Raw genomic sequence first — 20987 nt, 5'->3', positions numbered from 1 at the left:
AAAATTCGCTTTTAGGATTAATCGTATTCGCGAACCCCGCGAGCGGCTGCACACTCGGCGCTCGAACCTTATTGCCAGGTCAAGGCGCTGCGTCTTAAGTCCGTTGATTCGAAGTAATACTTAGGATGGCATAAGAAAAATCTTGGCGAGAGTTAATTGATTACGAGTGGGAGGAATGTTGAACAAGATCTATAAAGCCGTATGGAATGAAGCAAGACGCGTCTACGTGGCGGCATCCGAAGCGGCGAAAAGCGGGGGCGCGAAATGCGCTTCGGTATGCCGGACGCTGGCGGCCGCGGGCGCGGGCCTGCTCGGCGCGCTGGCGTTTGCGCAGCCGGCCGGCGCGCAGGAGTGTCCGCCTGCCGGCTGCGCGAATGTCGCCGACGCGATGTTCTACGATAGCGGAGCGCACGACGCCGCAACGCTCGGCAATTCCGGCACACCCGTCAAGCTGACCAACATCGCCCAAGCTGCACTGACCGCGTACAGCTCCGATGCGGTAACAGGCGCGCAACTCCACGCGACGAATGACGCGGTCTCGCAGAATTCGGCGAGCATTTCCAGCCTCGCCGCTAACATCGACAATGGTCAGGTGGGGCTGGTCCGGCAGGATCTGGATACGCTCAATCTCGCCATCGGCCAAGCCACGGATGGCCGCTACGTCGACTTCACCGGACTCGGCGGGCCGCGCGAACTGCTAGGCGTCGCGGCGGGAACGAGCCCGCAGTCGGCGGTCAATCTGACGCAACTCAAGCAGGTCGTGTCGACGCTAGGCGGCGGCGCGTCGGTCAGCGCCAGCGGCTCGACCGTCGGGCCGAGGTACAACGTGCAGTCGGGCACGCAAACCACTGTCGGCAATGCACTGACTTCGTTGGACACGGGCATCGCGTCGCTGCAGTCGCAGATCGTGTCGGGCAGCATCGGCCTCGTTAAACAGGATCTCGGAACGCGCGACATTCTGGTCGCGCCGTCCTCGACAGGCATTCGGCTCAGCGTGGCCGGATTGAACGGCAACCGCACGGTGACCGGATTGTCGCGCGGCACGATCGGCGCATCGAGTACCGACGCCGTGAACGGCGCGCAGTTGTACGGCAACGCTGCGAGTGTGGCGGCGGCGCTCGGCGGCGGGTCGGCGGTCAATGCGGACGGCACGGCGAATGGGCCGGTCTATAACATCGGCGGACATACGTACGGCGACGTCGGATCGGCGCTCGCCGCAGCCGTCACGACGAGCGTGGCAAGCAGCACGGCGGCGAGTGCGACGGCGAGTGCCACGTCGATTACAGCGGCCACGGCCGATTCGATGCAATACGATTCTTCGGCGCACGACAGCGTGACGCTCGGCAACGCTGGCGCGCCGGTTCGCGTGACCAACGTGCGCGCGGCGAATCTCACGAGCGACAGCGTGGACGCAGTGAACGGCGGGCAACTGTTCGCGACCAATCAGGCGGTGGCGCAGAACAGCGGCAATATTGCGAACCTCGATCAACGCGTCGGCACCAACGCGGCCAACGTCGCCAGCCTCGACCAGCGGGTGAGCGTCAACACGACGAAAATCGCCGGTCTCGACACACGCACCGCCACGCTCGAGGGCAGCCTCACGAACGTTGCGAACCAGCTCACGAACGGCGAGATCGGGTTGGTCCAGCAAGACATGGCTTCGCGCATCATTAGCGTCGGGCAGGATACGAATGGCGCGCGCGTCGATTTCACGGGCACCGGCGGCGCGCGGCAATTGACCGGCGTCGCGGCGGGTCGCACGGACACGTCAGCGATCAATTTTGCGCAGTTCAGCCCGCTAGTGGCCGGGCTCGGCGGCGGCGCTCAAATCGGTAGCGACGGTTCCGTGACCGGACCTTCGTACCATGTGCAAGGCGGCACGCAGAACAACGTCGGCGATGCGCTCGGCTCGCTCGACAACGGGCTGACCACGTTGCAGCAGCAGCTCGACACGGGCGGCATCGGCCTCGCGACGCAAGATCCGGCTTCGCGTGTCATCAGAATCGGTGCAAACACGGACGGCCGCGCGATCAGCGTGGCGGGCACGCTGGGCAACCGCGTCGTCACCGGTGTGGCGCGCGGCTCGCTGAACGCGACCAGCACCGACGCGGTCAACGGTTCGCAACTCTTCGCGCAAGCAGCGAGCACGGCTACGGCGCTTGGCGGCGGCTCGACGGTGAATGCCGACGGCTCCATCAGCGCGCCGTCGTACAAAGTGGGTGGGCAGGTGGTGAACACTGTCGGCAGCGCGCTCGGCAATCTGGATGGCCGCGTCACGCAGAACAGCGGCGATATCGCCGGCTTGCAAAGCACGGTCGGCCGCATCGGCGGCACGGTGGCGAATGCGCTTCAGTACGACAGTTCGGCGCATGACAAGGTGACGCTCGGCGGCACAACGGCGAATGCGCCGACCGTGCGGCTGACCAATCTGAAGACCGGCGAAGTTTCGGCAACCAGCAGCGATGCGGTTACCGGCGCGCAACTGTGGCGAACCAACCAGCAGATCAGCAGCATCGATCAGACCGTCAAGAACTATACGGCCAGTGGCACCGGCTACATGGCGGTCAACAGTTCCGCAGACGCTTCGCAGGCGACCGGCAGCGGTTCGCTCGCCTTAGGCGGCGGCGCGAAAGCGTCGGCTGCGAACACGGTCGCGCTTGGAGAAGGGTCGATCGCCGATCAGCCGAATACGGTTTCCGTAGGCTCGTCGGGCAACGAACGCCGAATCACCAACCTCGCGCCGGGGCAGGCGCCGGGCGACGCGGTCAACATGCAGCAGTTCCAGGGCGGCATGGGCGACCTCGCGCGGCGCGCCTATGCGGGAACGGCGTCGTCAATGGCGATGAACATGGTCCCTGAGGTCGACGCGACGAAGAACCTCGCAATCGGCGTGGGCACGGCGGGCTATATGGGTTATCAGGCGGTGGCGGTGGGCCTGTCGGCGCGCGTCGCGCAAAACTTCAAGGTGAAGCTCAGCGCGGGCATCAGTTCAGTGACGACTTCCGTCGGCGCCGGCGCCGCGTATCAGTGGTAGGCAGGTGAAGCCGCGCAGCGGACCTGCCGATCGCGGACACCCCACCGTGAGAACGGCGGGGTGCAGGGTGCGCTTACTGGAAAAGCTTCATTGCTTGCGAGAGTGTGTTGTACACGCCCCATGCCAGGGGAATCATCACATATAGCCAGAAGACAGCGAGCTTGACCTTGTTGGTCGGGTGCACGGGTTCAATGGTCGACATGCGAGTCTCCTTATGCGCCTTTGGCGACTTGTGCTTCGGTCATGTGATGCTTGTCGTCCACACGCTTGACCAACAGATTGCAGATAAAGCCGATTACCAGCAGCACGGCCATGATGTGAACCGTCATCGTGTAGGCGTCGGCTTTGGCCACACCGTGCGCGACTTCATAGGCGCGGATGTAGTTGACCAGCACCGGGCCGGCAACGCCGGCCGCGGCCCACGCGGTCAGCAGACGTCCATGGATGCCGCCGACGAACGCCGTGCCGAACATATCGGCGAGATAGGCGGGCACCGTCGAAAAGCCGCCGCCGTACATCGTGAGGATGATGCAGTAGGACAGCACGAAGAGCGCCATATGACCGGATGCGGCGAAACTCGGCACGAGGAAGTACAACACGGCGCCGAGCGCGAAGAAGATGAAGTAGGTGTTCTTGCGGCCAATCCAGTCCGAAGCCGATGCCCACACGAAGCGGCCACCCATGTTGAACAGCGACAGCAGGCCAACGAAGCCGGCTGCGGCGGCAGCCGTCACGGTGCCTTTGAAGCTTTCCTGGATCATCACCGAAGCCTGGCCGAGAATGCCGATGCCGGCGGTCACGTTCAGGAACAGCACCAGCCAGATCAGATAGAACTGCGGCGTCTTCAGAGCCTGATCGATGTGCACGTGGTTTCGCGTGATCATCTTTTGCTGGGCCGTTTGCGGCGGGGTCCAGCCTGCCGGTTTCCAGTCGGCCGGCGGCACGCGAATGGCCGACGCGCCGATCGACATCGAGATGAAGTACACAATGCCGAGCACGATGAACGTTTCAGCCACGCCGATGCTCGTCGCGCTGCGGAAGTGGTTCATCAGCGCGACCGACAACGGCGCCGCGATCATCGCGCCGCCGCCGAAGCCCATGATCGCCATGCCGGTCGCCATGCCGCGGCGGTCCGGAAACCAGCGAATCAGCGTCGACACCGGCGACACGTAGCCGAGGCCGAGCCCGATCCCGCCGATCACTCCGTAGCCGAGATACAGCAGCACGATCTGGTGCAGATACACGCCCAGCGCGGAAATCAGGAAGCCGCCGCCGAAGCAGCATGCCGCGGTGAACATCGTGCGGCGCGGGCCGACGTGTTCGAGCCACTTGCCGGCGAAGGCCGCCGACAGACCAAGGAACACGATCGCCAGCGAGAAAATCCAGCCGAGAGAGGTCAGCGACCAGTCATCGGGAGCGGATTGCGTGATGCCGATAACTTTGGTCAGCGGGCCGTTGAACACGGAGAACGCGTACGCCTGGCCGATACAGAGGTGAACGGCGAGTGCCGCAGGTGGAACCATCCAGCGGGAAAAACCCGGCTTTGCGATGGTGGCTTCTTTCGAAAAGAATCGTGCGGAGCCTCGGTTGTGCTGCGGCTCGGTAATACTGCTCATGGTCGGTCTCCCGGGAAGCGAAGTCTTTGTTATCGGCGCATCAGACCGAATGCTTTAGTGTTTGCAGCGTGAGAATTGCCAATCGATGCCGCGCTCATATATGCGGCTGCGTTTCATATGAGCGTGCGCAAATTCCGTAAGGAACTTGCTTGGTCGAACGATAGGGCGGCGGACTTGGGTTGGCAATATGAGATAGAAATGCATAAGGCATTGCCCGAGGAAATGCGACTGAGAACCGCCAGATCGCGGCAGGCGATCCCAAATATCGGGTAAAAGGCGAGGTGCAGCGACGTGCAGCGCAAGCAGGCCCGCGTGGAAGTCAAAAAAGCCGGCCGTGGCTGCATCGCCACGCCGGCCTTTTTCAATCGCGATCAGTTATTCAGACAGTGCGGCCCGTCTTCATTTTTGCGGCCACCAGCACAGAGATCAGACAGCCGATCGCGAGGTAGCCCGCCACCGGATGCCACGAACCGCCGGCAAAACTGACCAGCGCGACCGCGATGAACGGCGTGAAGCCACCGCCCACCACGCTCGCCACCTGGTAGCCAACCCCCGCGCCGCTGTAGCGATACTCGGTGCCGAAAAGCTCGGTGAACATCGGCTGCTGCACGCTCACCACCATGTCGTGCGCGATGTTCGCGAGCATCACGGCAAACACCACGATCCACACGGTTGAGCGTGCTTCGAGGGCGAGAAAGAACGGCACGGCGCTGAACATGCCGACGAGCGCGCCGACGATATACACGCGGCGGCGGCCGAACCGGTCGGCGAGCATCGCAAAGAGCGGAATGGTCACGCAACTCACGGCGCCGACCAGCAAACCGATCGTAAGGAAAAACTCGCGCGGCATGTGCAGATTCGCGGTCGAGTAATTGAGCGCAAACGCGGTGACGATATACATCGTGAACAGTTCGGCAAGACGCAGCGCAATGATCAGCAGGAACGCCTTCGGATGGCGCAACAGCGCTTCCACGATTGGCAGCCGCACGCTGCGCTCGCCGTGCGTGCCGACTCTCTCGACGAACTCCTGCGATTCTTCCATGCTCGAGCGGATCCACATCGCGATTAGCACCAGCACCACGCTGAAGAGGAACGGCAGGCGCCAGCCCCAGCTCATGAACGACGCGTTGTCCATCGAGCGGCTGATCAGCGCGACGAGGCCGGTCGCCAGCACGAGGCCCACGCCGTAGCCGACCTGAACACCGCTGCTATAGAAGGCTTTTTTCTTTTCCGGCGCGCTTTCAACCGCCATCAACGCCGCGCCACCCCATTCGCCGCCGACCGCGAAGCCCTGGATTGCGCGCAGCGTGACGAGCAGCACTGGCGCCAACCAGCCGATGGTGGAGAACGATGGCAGGAGACCGATTGCGGCGGTGGAAAGGCCCATCATCATCACCGTGAGCACCAGCATGCGCTTGCGGCCGAGCCGATCGCCGAAGTGGCCAAACACGAAACCGCCAAGCGGGCGGAACAGAAAACCCACGCCGAACGTGGCAAAGGCCGCCAACGTGCCCATTGCCGGGCTTACTTTGGGAAAGAACTCCGCGTTGAAGACGAGTGCCGCGACAATCCCATACAGCAGGAAGTCATACCAGTCGACAACAGCGCCGACGAAGCTGCCGAGCGCGGCTTTGCGTGCCCGGCTGCGCGCCGTGCGACTGTCGGCGGCTGTGGCCGGCGAAATGGTAGTGCTCATGACGGTGTCTCCTTGGATTCTCGGACTACGGCTCGATCAGATCGGCGTTTGCGGCTCGGGCCAGCGTGGCCGATCAGTTGCAGGATGTGCGGAAGATTAAAGACGCCGCGGGCGTCACACAATCCGCACTCAGCGCAAATTGCGCGATGAGCGGACGCTTCTGCGCGCATACCGCGCGTTTTCCGCGTATACACGGAGCGCGGTGAGTTTAAAGGACGACGACGCGCGAAGGCGCAGTGCGTGCTACCGTTAGAGCACGATACAAAAACAACAGTGACTGATATACTACATACCGAATATTGACGTTTGCGGCGATGCAACATACAATTGAGTCATTCGTTCATTCAATTGTCTGGAGCTACAAATGGAACTCGTGTCTTTTTCGTTGCTGGGTGCCGCTGTTGTGGGCTTGGGTTGTTCGGCCACCGTTCTTCTGGCCCGCTGGATTCCACTGCCGATCGCGCAGCTTGCAGCGCAACATGGCCGCTTCGTCGGCCTTAGTGAGCAGCGCGCCGAAGCGCCGGCGCCTTATCGTATGCACGTTCAACCAGAGGCGATGAATGTCGTCGGAACTTCAAACTGAAGCAGTGGCAACACCTTTGACGTTGTCATTGCAGCCTATCGGCGCAAGCGCGAGCTTGCGCGATCAGGCTTATGCGATGCTGCGTCAGGCCATCGCGGACGCGGACATTTACCAGACGCGCGACGAAATCCGTCTGGACGAACGCGTGCTGAGCGAGACGCTAGGCGTGAGCCGTACGCCGGTGCGCGAGGCGATGACCCTGCTCGAGCAGGAAGGCTTTCTACGCATGGTGCCGCGCCGCGGCATTTACATCGTGCGCAAGAGCAAGCGCGAGATCGTCGAGATGATTCACATGTGGGCCGCGCTCGAAAGCATGGCTGCGCGCCTCGCCACGCAGCGCGCCACCGACGAGGAAATCGCCCGCTTGCGGCACATGTTCGACAATTTCCGCGACGGCACCCCAGCTGAGCACATCGCCGAGTATTCGGACGCGAACATCGCGTTTCACCAGGCGATCGTCGAGTTGTCGAAGTCGCAGATCATTCTCGACACCATCAAGAATATTTTTATCCACGTGCGCGCTATCCGGCGCATGACAATTTCGCAGAGCGATCGCGCTTCGCGGTCGATCGTCGATCACCTACGCATCATCGAGGCGTTGGAGAAGCGGGACACCGAACTGGCCGAGCGTCTCACGCGCCAGCATTCGCTCGACCTCGCGGCGTTCGTGGAAAAGAATTGCGATTTTCTCGACTGATGACTGAATAGGCATTGGCCGCTCCCGGCGGTCGCAAACGAAGCAGGCAAAAGCCCGCGGTGTTCTCACACCGCGGGCTTTTTTGTTTTTTTGGCCTACCGGGTAGGGATATACCGCGCTTGACGTCTGGTGAAATGTGGTATGTGATATATCAACACTGAGCGTTTCTCGAAACGAGTCAGTGTTTTCCCTCGAAACGAGGAGCTTTGCGGGCGTTGAAGTAGCCGCTTTGCCGTACCCAGCAACGCTTACCTGCAAACACACAGCAGTAGCGGAACCGTGAAATCGTCCTTGCTTGAAACTGATATATCACATACCGTATGTGACAAGGCCGGCAACATGTTCTGAAAGGGCGTAACCCCGAAACGGGACGCTCATCGATAACCGTTGCACAACCGATTGACCAGGAGACGACCATGTCTGCAGTTGTTTCATCCCTGAACCCAGCCACGGGCAGCACCACGGCGGAAGACACGCTCAAGCAGAAGACGCGCAACGCAGGCATCGTCTCGGGCGGCCATCTGGTCGCGAAGGCGCTGAAAAACGAAGGGGTCGATACGATCTTCACGCTGTGCGGCGGCCACATCATCGACATTTACGACGGTTGCGTGGACGAAGGGATTCGTATCATCGACGTGCGCCATGAGCAGGTCGCGGCGCACGCGGCAGACGGCTATGCGCGTCAGACCGGCAAGCTCGGCTGCGTGGTCACGACGGCCGGCCCCGGTTGCACGAACGCGGTGACGGGCATCGCGACGGCGTTCCGCTCGGAGAGCCCGGTTCTGCATATCGGCGGACAGGGCGCGCTGACGCAGCACAAGATGGGTTCGCTGCAAGACTTGCCGCACGTCGACATCATGTCGCCGATCACGAAGTTTGCCGCCAGCGTATCGAGCACCGAGCGCGTCGCGGACATGATCTCGATGGCCGCTCGCGAGTGCTTCAACGGTGCGCCCGGTCCTGCTTACCTGGAAATTCCGCGTGACGTGCTGGACCGCGAAGTCGATCTGACGCGCGCGGTCGTGCCGCAACCGGGCCACTATCGTGCATCGACGAAATCGATTGGCGATCCGCGCGACATCGAGAAACTGGCCGACATACTCGTCAATTCCGAGCGCCCCGCGATTCTTTACGGACAGCAGGTATGGACCGCGCGCGGCCATGAAGAAGCGATCGCATTGCTGCGCGGCCTCGACATTCCCGGCTATTTCAATGGTGCGAGCCGGGGCCTGCTGCCGCCGGGCGATCCGCATCACTTCGACCGCACGCGCTCGCAGGCGTTTGCCAATGCGGATGTTCTGATTGTGGTCGGCACGCCGTTCGATTTCCGCATGGGTTACGGCAAGCGCATCAGCAAGGAACTGACGCTGGTGCAGATCGACATGGACTACCGGACGGTCGGCAAGAATCGCGACATCGATCTGGGTCTGGTTGGCGATCCGGGTGCGATCCTCGCCGCTGTGCTGCAAGCCGCGAGCGGCCGCCTGAAGGACGACAAGCGCCAGGCGCGCCGCAAGTGGATGGCGCAATTGCAGGACGCCGAAGCAACCGCGACTGAAAAGCTCATGCCGCTTTTCAAGTCGAATAGCACGCCGATCCACCCGTATCGCGTTGCCTACGAACTCAACGAGTTTCTCGCCGACGACACCATCTATATCGGCGACGGTGGCGACGTCGTAACGATTTCCGCCCAAGCCGTTCGCCCGCGCCGTCCCGGCCAATGGATGGACCCGGGTGCGCTCGGCTCGCTCGGCGTCGGCACCGGCTTCGCGCTCGCGGCCAAGATCGCGCATCCGCAGAAAGAAGTGCTGTGCTACTACGGCGACGGCTCGTTCGGCATGACCGCATTCGACATGGAAACGGCCAACCGCTTCGGCGCGCCGTACCTCGCGGTGATCGGCAACAACTCGGCGATGAACCAGATTCGCTACGGCCAGCTTGCCAAATACGGCGACGAGCGTGGCAACGTCGGCAATCTGCTGAGCGATGTGCCGTTCAGCAAGTTTGCCGAAATGCTCGGCGGCCACGGCGAGGAAGTGCGCGATCCTGCGCAGATCGCAGGCGCATTGCAGCGTGCGCGCGAAGCGATTCATCGCACCGGGCGCTCGGCAGTCGTCAACATCTGGGTCGACCCGCGCGAATACGCGCCGGGCACGAAGAACCAGACCATGTACAAGTAATACGGACACCTCAGGAGACAAGACATGGGCAAAGCACTCGACGGCGTGCGCATTCTCGATTTCACGCATGTGCAATCGGGCCCGACCTGCACGCAATTGCTCGCGTGGTTCGGCGCGGACGTGATCAAGGTGGAGCGGGCCGGCGCCGGCGACATCACGCGCGAACAATTGCGTGATATTCCGGACGTGGACAGCTTGTACTTCACGATGCTCAATCACAACAAGCGCTCGGTCACGATCGATACGAAGAACCCCGAAGGCAAGCAGGTACTCGAGGCACTGATCCAGAAATGCGACGTGCTGGTGGAGAACTTTGCTCCGGGCGCGCTCGATCGCATGGGCTTCACGTGGGCGCGCATTCAGGAATTGAATCCGCGCATGATCGTCGCGTCGGTGAAGGGCTTCGGTCCTGGCCCGTATGAGGACTGCAAGGTCTATGAGAACGTCGCGCAATGCGCGGGCGGAGCGGCTTCCACCACGGGTTTCGACGACGGGCCGCCCGTCGTGACCGGCGCGCAGATCGGCGATAGCGGTACCGGCTTGCATCTCGCGCTCGGCATCGTCACCGCGCTTTATCAGCGTACACAGACGGGCCGCGGCCAGCGCGTGCTCGCTGCGATGCAGGACGGCGTGCTCAATTTGTGTCGCGTGAAGTTGCGCGACCAGCAACGGCTCGAACGCACCGGTGTGATGAAGGAGTATCCGCAGTATCCGAACGGCAAGTTCGGCGAAGCGGTGCCGCGCGCGGGCAATGCGTCGGGCGGCGGTCAGCCAGGTTGGATTCTGAAGTGCAAAGGCTGGGAGACCGATCCGAACGCGTACATCTACTTCATCACGCAGGCGCCGGTGTGGGCCAAGATCTGCAACGTGATCGGCAAGGAAGAGTGGGCCACCGACCCCGACTACGCGACGCCCGCTGCTCGTCTGCCCCGTTTGAAAGACATCTTCGCGGAGGTCGAACGCTGGACCATGACCAAGACCAAGTTCGAGGCCATGCAGATCCTCAACAAGTACGACATTCCATGCGGGCCGATTCTGTCGATGAAGGAGATCGCCGAGGAGCCCTCGCTGCGCAAAACCGGCACGATCGTCGAGGTCGATCATCCGACGCGCGGCAAATATCTGACCGTTGGTAATCCTATCAAACTGTCCGACAGCCCTACCGAAGTGAAGCGTTCGCCGCTGCTTGGCGAACATACCGACGAAGTCATGGCGGAACTCGGCTATTCGCCCGAGCAGATCAGCGCATTGCGCACCGCCGGCGCCATCTAGGCGCATAGAAAAACGTAGTGCAAGCCGCCCGCCGCTCGCCATCCAGGTGAGCGCGGTGCCGGGCGGCGCCTTTCGAACCCGCATTGGAGACGGCAGGACATGGCATACGAAGACACGCTCTCACTGAAGGAACGCGGCACCGCTCATACGCCCGACGACCACGCGCAGGTCGCCAACAAGGACGTCGTGCGGCACATTCTCGATCACGCCAAAGCGGAAGGCCGCACGTCGCTCACCGCGCCCGAAGGCAAACTTGTGTGCGACGTCTACGGCATTTCGGTGCCGAAAGAGGCGCTCGCCACGACTGCGGCCGAAGCCGCGCAATTCGCAACAGAGATCGGCTTTCCGGTCGTACTGAAGATCGTTTCGCCGGAAATTCTTCATAAGACGGAAGCGGGCGGTGTGCTCGTCGGCGTCAAAAATGCCGCTGATGTGGTGCAGGGTTTCACCACGATCATGGAGAACGCGAAGCGCTATAACGCGCAGGCCAACTTGCTCGGCGTGCAGGTGCAGCAGATGATCGGCGGCGGCCAGGAAGTGATTGTCGGCGCGGTGACCGATCCGTCGTTTGGCAAGCTGGTTGCGTTTGGCCTCGGCGGCGTGCTCGTCGAAGTGCTGAAGGACATTACGTTCCGCCTTGCACCAGCCACGCGCGACGACGCGCGCTCGATGCTCGACGGCATTGCCGCTGCCGAGATGCTCAAGGGCGTGCGCGGCGGCGAGGCGGTCGATCGCGAGGCGCTAGCCGGGCTGATCGAAAGCGTCTCGCGGCTCGTGTCCGACTTCCCTGAAATTTCGGAGCTCGATCTGAACCCGGTGTTTGCGAGCAAGCGCGGCGCGATTGCGGCCGACGTGCGCATCGTGCTCGACTTTGCGCCGCCCGTCGAACGCTATCGGCCGAGTCAGGAAGACATCGTGCGGCAGATGAACCGCATCATGAAGCCGGACCGCGTTGCCGTGATCGGCGCGTCGGCGGAAGACGGCAAGATCGGCAACTCGGTGATGAAGAACCTGATCAACGGCGGCTATAAGGGCGAGATCTATCCGATCCACCCGAAGGCTGACGAGATCATGGGACGCAAGGCCTATAAGAGCGTGCTGGACGTGCCCGGCGATATCGACGTCGCCGTGTTCGCGATTCCCGCGAAGTTCGTCGCCGGTGCATTGACCGAAGTCGGCAAGAAAGGCATTCCGGGCGCGGTTCTGATTCCTTCGGGCTTTGCCGAAACCGGCAATGTGGAAGGCCAGCAGGAAATCGTGGCGATTGCGCGTGAATACGATATTCGGCTGATGGGCCCGAACATCTACGGCTTTTACTACACGCCGAAGAACCTGTGCGCGACGTTTTGCACACCGTACGATGTGCAGGGCAAGGCCGCGTTGTCGTCGCAATCCGGCGGTATCGGCATGGCGATCATCGGCTTTTCGCGTTCGGCGAAGATGGGCGTATCGGCAATCGTGGGCTTGGGCAACAAGTCCGATATCGACGAGGACGATCTGCTGACGTTCTTCGAACAGGATGAGAACACCGACATCATCGCGCAGCATTGCGAGGATCTGAAAGACGGTCGCGCATTCGCGGAGACGGCGGCTCGTGTCTCGAAGAAAAAACCGGTCGTGGTGTTGAAGGCGGGCCGCACGAGTCTCGGTGCGCGCGCTGCCAGTTCGCACACAGGTGCGCTCGCAGGCAACGACCGCATCTATGAAGACGTGTTCAAGCAATGCGGCGTGATCCGCGCGCGCTCACTGCGCGACCTGCTTGAATTCGCGCGCGGCATTCCGAAACTGCCCACGCCGAAGGGCGAGAACGTGGTGATCATCACGGGCGCGGGCGGTTCGGGCGTGTTGCTGTCGGATGCGTGCGTGGACAACCGCCTGTCGCTGATGACGATGCCCGCGGATCTCGACACGGCATTCCGCAAGTTCATTCCGCCGTTCGGCGCCGCGGGCAATCCCGTCGACATCACAGGCGGCGAGCCGCCGTCGACGTATCAGAACACGATACGTCTCGNCCTCGAAGACCCGCGCATTCACGCGATCATTCTCGGCTACTGGCACACGATCATCACGCCGCCGATGGTGTTCGCGCGACTCGTGGTCGAGGTGAAGGAAGAGATGAAAGCGCGCGGAATCGAGAAGCCGATTGTCGCGTCGCTCGCGGGCGACGTGCAGGTGGAGGAGGCCGCTGAGTATCTGTACGCGCATGGTGTCCCGGCGTATGCGTATTCGACGGAGATTCCCGTCGCGGTGCTCGGTGCGAAGTATCAGTGGGCGCGCGGTGCCGGGTTGATCTGACGCACTTAACGTAAGGCGGCACGGTTCTCTTCGCGACAATCGTTGCAATAGCGATTGCGACGAGCGAGAGGATCGTGCCGAAGCGCTCAAGGAGCGGCGTATGGATACGTGGATGCGTTTCATGTCGAACGACGGCGGTGTGGTGTTCGGCCGCGTCGAAGGTGGCTATCTGCATGAGTACGAAAGTCTGGATCAACCGGTGCCGACCGGCGCCGTGTTGTCGACGCGCGCGTTGACGCCGCTCGCGCCGTGCGCGCCCGGCAAGATCGTCGCGCTCTGGAACAACTATCACGCGCTTGCCGCGAAGCTCGATAAGCCGGTGCCGACGCATCCGCTCTTTCTGCTGAAGCCGGCGGGTTCCGTGATCGGCTCCGATGAGCCGATCCGGCGGCCGGTGAGCTACGCGGGCAAGATCGTCTATGAAGGCGAGCTCGGCATCGTAATTGGCCGGCGCTGCCGCGATGCCGATGTCGAAGAGGCGGCTCAGGCGATCTTCGGTTACACGCTCGTCAACGATGTGACTGCTGCCGATCTGCTCAACGAGAATCCGCATTTTCCGCAATGGTGTCGCGCTAAAGGCTTCGATACTTTCTGCTGCATTGGCCCGGCGATCGTCTCGGGCTTCGATTGGCAAAGCGCGCATCTTGTGACGATGCTCGACGGCGTCGAGCGGCAAAACTATCCGCTCTCCGACATGGTGTTTTCGCCGGCCGAGCAGGTGAGCCTCATCTCGCAGGACCTCACGCTGGAACCCGGCGATGTGATCGCATGCGGCACGTCGGTGGGAGTCGGGTCGATCAAGGACGGAGCGACGGTGTCCATTTCGATCGACGGCATCGGCACGCTGCGCAACACGCTGAACGCCGCACAAGCGGCTGGCTCGGAGATGCCTAAACCAGGCGTTCTCGCGGGACTCGTTTGAACGATGGGCCGATCCGCGGGCCACAAGCGCGCGGAACTGCATCACAAACACGGAGGAGCGCGCGTGTCGCAAGCGTCTGACAGTACCGTGTGGCTGGGAATGTTCGTCCCACTGAAGACAGCGTTTGCCGCGCTGTTGGCCTGTGCGCTCGGCTCGGTGCTGGTGGCCGCGGCTGGCGCTGTTGCCGGCGCCCGGTTCGCGCGTCGGCGCAATCTGGCGCGAGGGCCCGCGCTCGCCGCGTTGCTGGCGAGTGGCGTGGGCTTGTCGATTGCGTCCATCGGCGTCGCGCGTTATCTGTCGGCGCTATCGTCGCGACCGTCGATGACCGAAGCGTTTCTCGAGCGAATCGAGCTCTGCACGGCCGTATTCGCCGGCGCGTTGATCTTCGCGACATCGGCGATCGCATTCTGCAAGCTGCGTGGTGTATTGCCGTTGCGCGCGGCGGCGCGTCCGGGGCACCGCATCGTCAACGGAATCGCTCTGCTGTTATGTGGATGGCTTGGCTACGGGTTCGTGACCGAAGCGGCGCAGCCGTTCGGACTCGCCGCCCTGCTAGCGATGAGCGCACTGTCTTCTTCGCTAGGCGTGCATGTGATGCTCTGTCGCGAATGTTCGAAGGGACATGTGCATGGACGCCGCATCGGCATTGCAATGGGCTGGCGAGACGAGACTGAAATGGGAGACGCGCTGGGAGACGCGCGCGAGATCGGCATGGTGCGCGCGGCAGCATACCGTCATCGTGGACGCTGGCATAACAGCGGCAGCGGGCAACGACAGGTCCGCGCACGCTCGACGCGCCGCCTGTCCAGCCGATCCGCGGTAATCCGACAGCCGGGAGGCCGATCACGATGAACACACAGACCTCGCGAGCCTATCGGCTAGCGGAACGAATGCGAGCCGTCGAGGCTGCCAAAGCCGGGATAGGCGGAAAGAAAGGCGGGAACACATTCCCGCCGAACCGCTCATTCGCCGGAGCCGGCGAACTCGCTGTAGTACTGCGCTTTCTTCTGCAGAATCAGCTGTGCGAGGAAATCGGCGTCGTAGGCGCGATGAAGATGCGCATGGAACCGCTCGATAAAAGCGGTGATACGAGCCGCCTCGCTATTGAATTCGCTCAGGATTTCGAGTGTCGCGTGGTCCCAGCGAAAGCGCAGGCCGAGATCGCTGAACGCGGCGTTATACGCGCTCAAATGTGGATCGTTGGGATGGTCGGCGGCAGCGCGGGCTGTGCGTGCGCTGGCATGAGTCGCAACCGAAGCGTGGTTCATGATCGGCCTCCTGGGCTGACAAGTGATGGAACTTGCTTGCAGCATAGAAGTACTGATCGATTTGCAATAGTTAAAGTTTTATTGGGTTTCCATAGCTTATTGCTTATAGACGCTCAGTTCCTTCACACGAGTGATCTTCTCGATGAGGCTCGCGCCTTCTTCCATCAGGAAGCGCTTGAAGGCCACGGCAACCGGCGGCAGGCGCTTATTCTTCCGATGAACGACGTACCAGTTGAGCATGACCGGAAAGCTCTCGACATCGAGCACGACGAGGTGACCCAACTGCAGTTCGAGGCTGATCGTATGCGCGGACAGAAATGCGATGCCCATGCCGGCGATCACGGCCTGCTTGATCGTCTCGGTGCTCTTGATCTCCATCGCGATCTTCAGATTGGACAGGCGGCCGGCGAAGCCTTCCTCCATCGAATTCCATGTGTCCGAGCCGCGCTCGCGCACGATGAACGCCTCGTTCGCCAACTGGCTGATCCGGATGTTGCGCTTGTCCGCGAGCGGATGCGTGGGCGCAGCCACGATCACATACGGGTGAGGTGCGAACGGCTCGTTCGTCGCGTCCATTTCGTGCGGCGGGCGCACCATCACCGCGAGATCCGTCTGGTTGGTAGCGAGCTGATGCAACAGCTCCTCCCGATTGTGCACCGCGAGGTTCAGCACGACGCCCGCATAACGCCGCGTGAATTCCGCGAGCAGCCGCGGAAAAAAGTAGTCGCCGGCGCTGATCACCGCGACATTGAGCTTGCCGCCGGAGACGCCCTTCAACTGGCTCATCGCTTCGTCGACTTCGTGAAACTGCTGAATGATCGCGCGGCTGTAATGCAGCATTTCGGTGCCGGCCGGCGTCAGGTAGATCTTTTTGCCGAGCTGTTCGAAGAGCGGCAAGCCGGCGTGCTCTTCGAGCTGACGAACCTGCGTGGAGACAGCGGGCTGCGTGAGATGCAGTTCCTCCGCGGCGCGCGAAAAGCTCAGGTGGCGCGCGACGGTTTCGAAAACCTTCAATTGGCGCAGCGTGGCATTGCGCATCGTCATGGCCGATGTATAAGCAAACGTGAATCAACATAATAACAAACTTTAATTATTAGTAATTCAGCAATGACCCTAGCATGAGTTTGTAAAACAAAGCGAAGTTGCCGGCGCCACACTCGGGTTAACGCTTGGATTCAGGCGTGGCGGGACCGACGGGCAGATTGGCGAAAACGACAGCTAAAAAGAAATAGTCGGAATTAAGAACTTCCCAAAAGGCGGCGAATAACACGCTTTTTAAAGGAAGCGCTTTAAAGACGCAGATATAAACATTCCCGAATTGCAAGACTTTTCGGGTCATAACGATAAGGTGGGACACATACAGCACGGCGCTTTGGGCCGGCTGCACTAAATAATTGCGGAGACAAGGCACATGGACGATATCACTCAACAGACAACGGCCCGCGTATTCTGGGCGAACCGTTGGTGGCAGCTCGTCATCGGCATGGTGTGCATGGCGTTGGTGGCGAACCTGCAGTACGCATGGACGTTGTTCGTCGCGCCGATGGACGCGCGGCATCACTGGGGCCAGGCCTCGATTCAACTGGCTTTCGCAATCTTCATTCTCACTGAGACCTGGCTCGTCCCACTCGAAGGTTGGCTCGTCGACAAGTTCGGTCCACGGCCGGTGGTTGCGGGCGGCGCGGTGTGCGCCGGTATTGCATGGGTCATGAATTCGTATGCGACGACCTTGCCGATGCTCTACGTCTCCGCGGTTGTCGCCGGCATCGGCGCGGGCGGGGTGTACGGCACCTGCGTCGGCAATGCGTTGAAATGGTTTCCGGACCGGCGCGGTCTGGCCGCGGGCCTCACGGCGGCGGGCTTCGGCGCGGGCGCAGCGGTGACCGTGATTCCGATTGCGAACATGATTACGCGCTCGGGCTACGAGCACACGTTTTTCTTCTTCGGTATTTTGCAGGGCGTCGCGATTCTGCTGCTCGCGATGTTGCTGGTGAAGCCCGTTCTGCGCAAGCACACGCCGGCGAAGAAGAAGTTCTCCGTGTCGAAGCTGGACCTCACGCCTGGCCAGATGATCAAGACGCCGGTGTTCTGGGTGATCTATGTGTCCTTCGTGGCGGTGGCGGCGGGCGGTCTGATGGCGACGGCGCAGATCGGGCCGATCGCGAAAGACTGGGGCCTTGCGCGCATTCCGATGACGATCTTCGGCGTAACGTTGCCGCTGCTCACGGCCACGCTCTCCATCGACAACGTGTGCAACGGCTTCACGCGTCCGCTGTGCGGCTTCATCTCCGACAAGATCGGTCGTGAAAACACGATGTTTGCGATCTTTATCGGTGAAGGGCTTTCGTTGCTCGGCATGATGGAGTACGGCACGAACCCGTATGCGTTCATGACCTTTGCCGCGTTGATCTTCCTCTTCTGGGGCGAGATTTTCTCGATCTTCCCGGCTATCTGCGCGGACACCTTCGGCAGCAAGTATGCGGCGGCCAATGCCGGCACGCTGTACACCGCGAAGGGCACGGCTTCGCTGCTGGTTCCGGTTGCGTCGGTGTTGTCGGCAACGGGTGGATGGAGTCTCGTGTTTACCGTTTCGGCTGTGATTACGATTGCCGCCGGCGTGTCCGCGAAGTTCATCCTCGCGCCGATGCGTTCGCGCTGGATCAACTCGCAGGACGAGCCGCAGCAAGGCGTGCTCGCTGTCGCGGGTAACGGCAAGGCCTCGCGGCTGAGCCACTGGCCTGAGCAAACCGGCGAGTAGGCTGCCCAAGCCGTTCGCGCCGGCCATGACGTCATGAATGTTTCGTTGCAGCAACTCAAGGTGTTTGTCGCCGTCGCGCGTGAACGGAGTTTTACGCGCGCGGCGCGCGAACTCGATCTGACGCAGTCGGCAGTGAGTCGGTGCGTGCGGGAACTCGAAGATGCGGTCGAACTGAAACTGTTCGACCGCACGACGCGCCAGGTTCAACTGACGCATGCAGGCGCGAGTCTAGAGCGGAGGATTGGCCGCCTGCTCGATGAAATCGATCTCACGTTGCGCGAAGAGCGGGCCGCTTATGAAGGACACCGCGGCGTCGTAGCGCTGGCGAGCAACCCGGTGTTGTCGTCGGGCTGGGTCGCACAGGGACTCGCGCGTTGCGCGGCGGCATTTCCCGAGCTGCTCGTTACCGTCGAGGATCAGGCTCAAAGCGGCGTCCTTGCAAGCGTCGAACATGGCGAGGTGGATTTCGGCGTGGTCTCGCTCGCCGAGCCTCTCGCCAACGATCAGTTGCACGCGCAAGTCGTTTTCACCACGCCGCTGCACGCGGTCATGCCGTCGACGCATCCGCTCGCCCGTCACGCGGGCGTCGCGTGGGACGCCCTGCATGACTGGGCGCTCGTCACGTTGAATGCCGACGCAGGCGTGCGCGCGGCACTCGATCTCGCCGTCAACGCGAACCGCCTGAAGCGGCGCCCTGTTCAAGAGCTCGGGCATGTGGCGGCGGTGCTGCGCATGGTGGAATTGGGGCTGGGTGTCGGCGTTCTGCCCGTCGACGCGCATTGGCCGGCTGTCGGCGAGTCGCTTGTTAGCCGGCCGCTCGTTCCTGAGACGACACTGACGACGCTGCTCGTGCATCGTCGCAATCGCTCGCTAAGGCCCAACGCCGCAGCCGCGTGGGCGCAGTTCGCAGCCCATGCCGGTGTGTCGTCCGCCGACGCGAGTTCGGACGGCGGTTCGGGCGAAACCCCGAACGCCACCCCACGCGCAACTGGGAACGAAACCCGGAACACAACCCCGCACGCAACCGGGACCGCAACCCCCAGCGCAGCCCCGCCCGCAGCGCCCCGCGACGATTCCTGGCCCGCCGCCGCCCGCAGCGGCGCGGCACTACACGAGCCCTAGCGCCGCATCGACCTTGCCCGCGCCGGCCTTCGCCCCAAGGCCGGTTTGCCGCAATCAGCCCACGCAACATCTCAATGCAAGGAGCTTCATGATGGACACTGACACCGGCCTCAGGCGCCATGACCTGCTGATCGACGGCAAGCGGTTGCCGCCGGCCACTGGCGAATATTCCGTCAATATCAACCCGGCCACCGAAGAGCCCATCGCACATGTTGCGCAGGGCAGCGCCGCCGACGTCGATACGGCCGTGCATGCCGCGCGCGCCGCATTGAAAGTGTGGAATGGAATCAAGGCAGCGGAGCGAGGCCGCATTCTCTCGCGACTTGCCGGCCTGATGCGCGCGAATCTCGACGAACTGGCCACGCTCGAAAGCCTCGACGCCGGCAAGCCGATTGCCGCCGTGATGCGCCAGGACGTTCCGGCCGCGATCGATACGCTGGAGTACTACGCAGGCTGGTGCGACAAGATCAACGGCCAGGTGGTGCCGGTTCGCCCGGACGCATTGACCTACACGTTGCGCGAACCGGTCGGCGTGGTCGCGGCGATCGTGCCGTGGAATTTCCCGCTGATGATCGGCATGTGGAAGATCGCGCCTGCGCTCGCATGCGGTTGCACGCTGATCGTGAAGCCCGCGGAGATCACGCCGCTCAGCGCGTTGCGCATCGGCGAACTCGCGCTCGAAGCGGGCGTGCCGCCGGGAGTGCTGAATATCGTCACGGGCAAGGGCCGTGTGGTCGGCGACGCGTTGGTCGCACATCCAGGCGTGGACAAAGTGACGTTCACCGGGTCACCTTCGGTGGGGCGCGGCATTCTGCAGGGCGCGGCCGGCAACTTCAAGCGCGTTACGCTGGAGCTCGGCGGCAAGTCGGCGAATCTGATTTTCCCCGACGCGAACCTCGACAACGCGGTGCGCGCTGCGGCGTCGGGCATCTTTTTCAACACGGGCCAGGTATGCTCGGCGGGCTCGCGGATTCTCGCGCATCGCGATGTCTACGATGAAGTGGTGGAGCGCCTCGCCGCGCGCGCGAAGGCGATCAAGGTCGGCGATCCATCGCTGCGCGAAACGTCGATGGGTCCGCTCATCTCCGCTGCGCAAATGAAGACCGTGCTCGGCTATGTCGATGCAGGACGCTCCGAAGGCGCGTCGCTCGTGACGGGCGGCGCGCGCGTCGGCGAGCGCGGCTTCTTCGTCGAGCCGACGGTGTTTGCCGACGTCGAGCACGAAATGCGCATTTCGCAGGAGGAAATCTTCGGGCCGGTGGCGAGCGTGATCCGTTTCAATGACGAAGCTGACGCAATACGTATTGCTAACGGCACGTTGTATAGCCTCGCGGCGGGCGTGTGGAGCGCGGACATTGGCCGTGTGCATCGCGTGGCGCGAGACCTGAGAGCGGGAACCGTCTGGATCAACACCTACGGCTATACCGATGTGCGCCTGCCCTGGGGCGGCTCCGGCGATTCCGGCTTCGGCCGCGAGCACGGAGACGTCGCGATTGAAAACTTCACCGAGCCGAAGGCGGTCTGGCTCGCTATCGATCAGTAGC

General features: G+C 62.3%; 16 protein-coding genes. 11 read left to right on the top strand and 5 right to left on the bottom strand.

Annotated features, from left to right (window positions below):
- Positions 1–175: 175 nt before the first annotated feature.
- Positions 176–3034, top strand: coding sequence for a YadA-like family protein (locus F759_RS0116930; RefSeq protein WP_027800914.1), 2859 nt, complete (start codon positions 176–178; stop codon positions 3032–3034).
- A gap of 73 nt (positions 3035–3107) precedes the next feature.
- On the opposite strand, the gene F759_RS0116925 is transcribed toward F759_RS0116930, so the two are convergent.
- The 3 genes from F759_RS0116925 to shiA all read right to left on the bottom strand — a co-directional run bounded on the left by F759_RS0116925 (position 3108) and on the right by shiA (position 6346).
- Entirely contained in the window at positions 3108–3236 is a 129-nt protein-coding gene (locus F759_RS0116925; RefSeq protein ID WP_027800913.1) for an MFS transporter small subunit, read from the bottom strand.
- Positions 3237–3246: 10 nt separating this feature from the next.
- On the bottom strand, positions 3247–4650 hold the full coding sequence (locus tag F759_RS0116920) for an L-lactate MFS transporter (protein WP_027800912.1): 1404 nt from the start codon (positions 4648–4650) through the stop codon (positions 3247–3249).
- 379 nt (positions 4651–5029) lie between these two features.
- Complete coding sequence (gene shiA / locus F759_RS0116910; RefSeq protein ID WP_027800910.1) at positions 5030–6346, bottom strand: shikimate transporter; 1317 nt, start codon at positions 6344–6346, stop codon at positions 5030–5032.
- 364 nt (positions 6347–6710) lie between these two features.
- Here shiA and F759_RS0116905 point away from each other — a divergent pair, with 364 nt between their 5' ends.
- The 7 genes from F759_RS0116905 to F759_RS0116875 all read left to right on the top strand — a co-directional run bounded on the left by F759_RS0116905 (position 6711) and on the right by F759_RS0116875 (position 15147).
- Positions 6711–6929, top strand: a complete 219-nt coding sequence (locus F759_RS0116905; RefSeq protein WP_027800909.1) for a hypothetical protein — start codon at positions 6711–6713, stop codon at positions 6927–6929.
- Positions 6907–7626: a GntR family transcriptional regulator gene (locus tag F759_RS0116900; RefSeq protein WP_027800908.1), complete on the top strand. Its 720-nt coding sequence runs from the start codon at positions 6907–6909 to the stop codon at positions 7624–7626. The genes F759_RS0116905 and F759_RS0116900 overlap by 23 nt, the downstream gene beginning before the upstream one ends.
- 416 nt (positions 7627–8042) lie before the next feature.
- On the top strand, positions 8043–9806 hold the full coding sequence (locus F759_RS0116895; protein WP_027800907.1) for a thiamine pyrophosphate-binding protein: 1764 nt from the start codon (positions 8043–8045) through the stop codon (positions 9804–9806).
- A gap of 24 nt (positions 9807–9830) precedes the next feature.
- Positions 9831–11078, top strand: coding sequence for a formyl-CoA transferase (gene frc, locus F759_RS0116890; protein ID WP_027800906.1), 1248 nt, complete (start codon positions 9831–9833; stop codon positions 11076–11078).
- Positions 11079–11177: 99 nt separating this feature from the next.
- Positions 11178–13373 (top strand): acetate--CoA ligase family protein, encoded by a 2196-nt coding sequence (locus F759_RS0116885; protein WP_027800905.1) that lies wholly within the window; start codon positions 11178–11180, stop codon positions 13371–13373.
- A gap of 100 nt (positions 13374–13473) precedes the next feature.
- A complete protein-coding gene (locus tag F759_RS0116880) occupies positions 13474–14295 on the top strand; it encodes a fumarylacetoacetate hydrolase family protein (protein ID WP_027800904.1) in 822 nt (273 codons plus the stop codon).
- Between the two features lie 63 nt (positions 14296–14358).
- Positions 14359–15147: an NAD(P)(+) transhydrogenase (Re/Si-specific) subunit beta gene (locus tag F759_RS0116875; RefSeq protein WP_027800903.1), complete on the top strand. Its 789-nt coding sequence runs from the start codon at positions 14359–14361 to the stop codon at positions 15145–15147.
- 110 nt (positions 15148–15257) lie between these two features.
- Here the strand turns inward: F759_RS0116875 and F759_RS0116870 are convergent, their stop codons facing one another.
- Together F759_RS0116870 and F759_RS0116865 are read right to left on the bottom strand one after the other, a co-directional pair.
- Entirely contained in the window at positions 15258–15563 is a 306-nt protein-coding gene (locus F759_RS0116870; RefSeq protein ID WP_027800902.1) for a hypothetical protein, read from the bottom strand.
- A 96-nt stretch (positions 15564–15659) separates the two neighbouring features.
- Positions 15660–16607 carry a LysR family transcriptional regulator gene (locus F759_RS0116865; protein ID WP_027800901.1) on the bottom strand — a complete coding sequence of 316 codons (948 nt, stop codon included), beginning with the start codon at positions 16605–16607 and terminating at the stop codon, positions 15660–15662.
- Positions 16608–16974: 367 nt separating this feature from the next.
- On the opposite strand from F759_RS0116865, the gene oxlT reads away from it, so the two are divergent.
- From oxlT to F759_RS0116850, 3 genes are all read left to right on the top strand, one after another.
- A complete protein-coding gene (oxlT, locus tag F759_RS0116860) occupies positions 16975–18321 on the top strand; it encodes an oxalate/formate MFS antiporter (RefSeq protein ID WP_027800900.1) in 1347 nt (448 codons plus the stop codon).
- Between the two features lie 33 nt (positions 18322–18354).
- Entirely contained in the window at positions 18355–19443 is a 1089-nt protein-coding gene (locus F759_RS0116855; RefSeq protein WP_027800899.1) for a LysR family transcriptional regulator, read from the top strand.
- Positions 19444–19534: 91 nt separating this feature from the next.
- On the top strand, positions 19535–20986 hold the full coding sequence (locus F759_RS0116850; RefSeq protein ID WP_027800898.1) for an aldehyde dehydrogenase family protein: 1452 nt from the start codon (positions 19535–19537) through the stop codon (positions 20984–20986).
- Position 20987 lies beyond the last annotated feature (1 nt).

The sequence above is a fragment of the Paraburkholderia dilworthii genome, assembly GCF_000472525.1.
GTDB classification, from domain to species: Bacteria; Pseudomonadota; Gammaproteobacteria; order Burkholderiales; family Burkholderiaceae; genus Paraburkholderia; species Paraburkholderia dilworthii.
The sequence above is the reverse complement of the archived record's forward strand: the minus strand, read 5'-3'. Positions and strand labels throughout refer to the sequence as shown.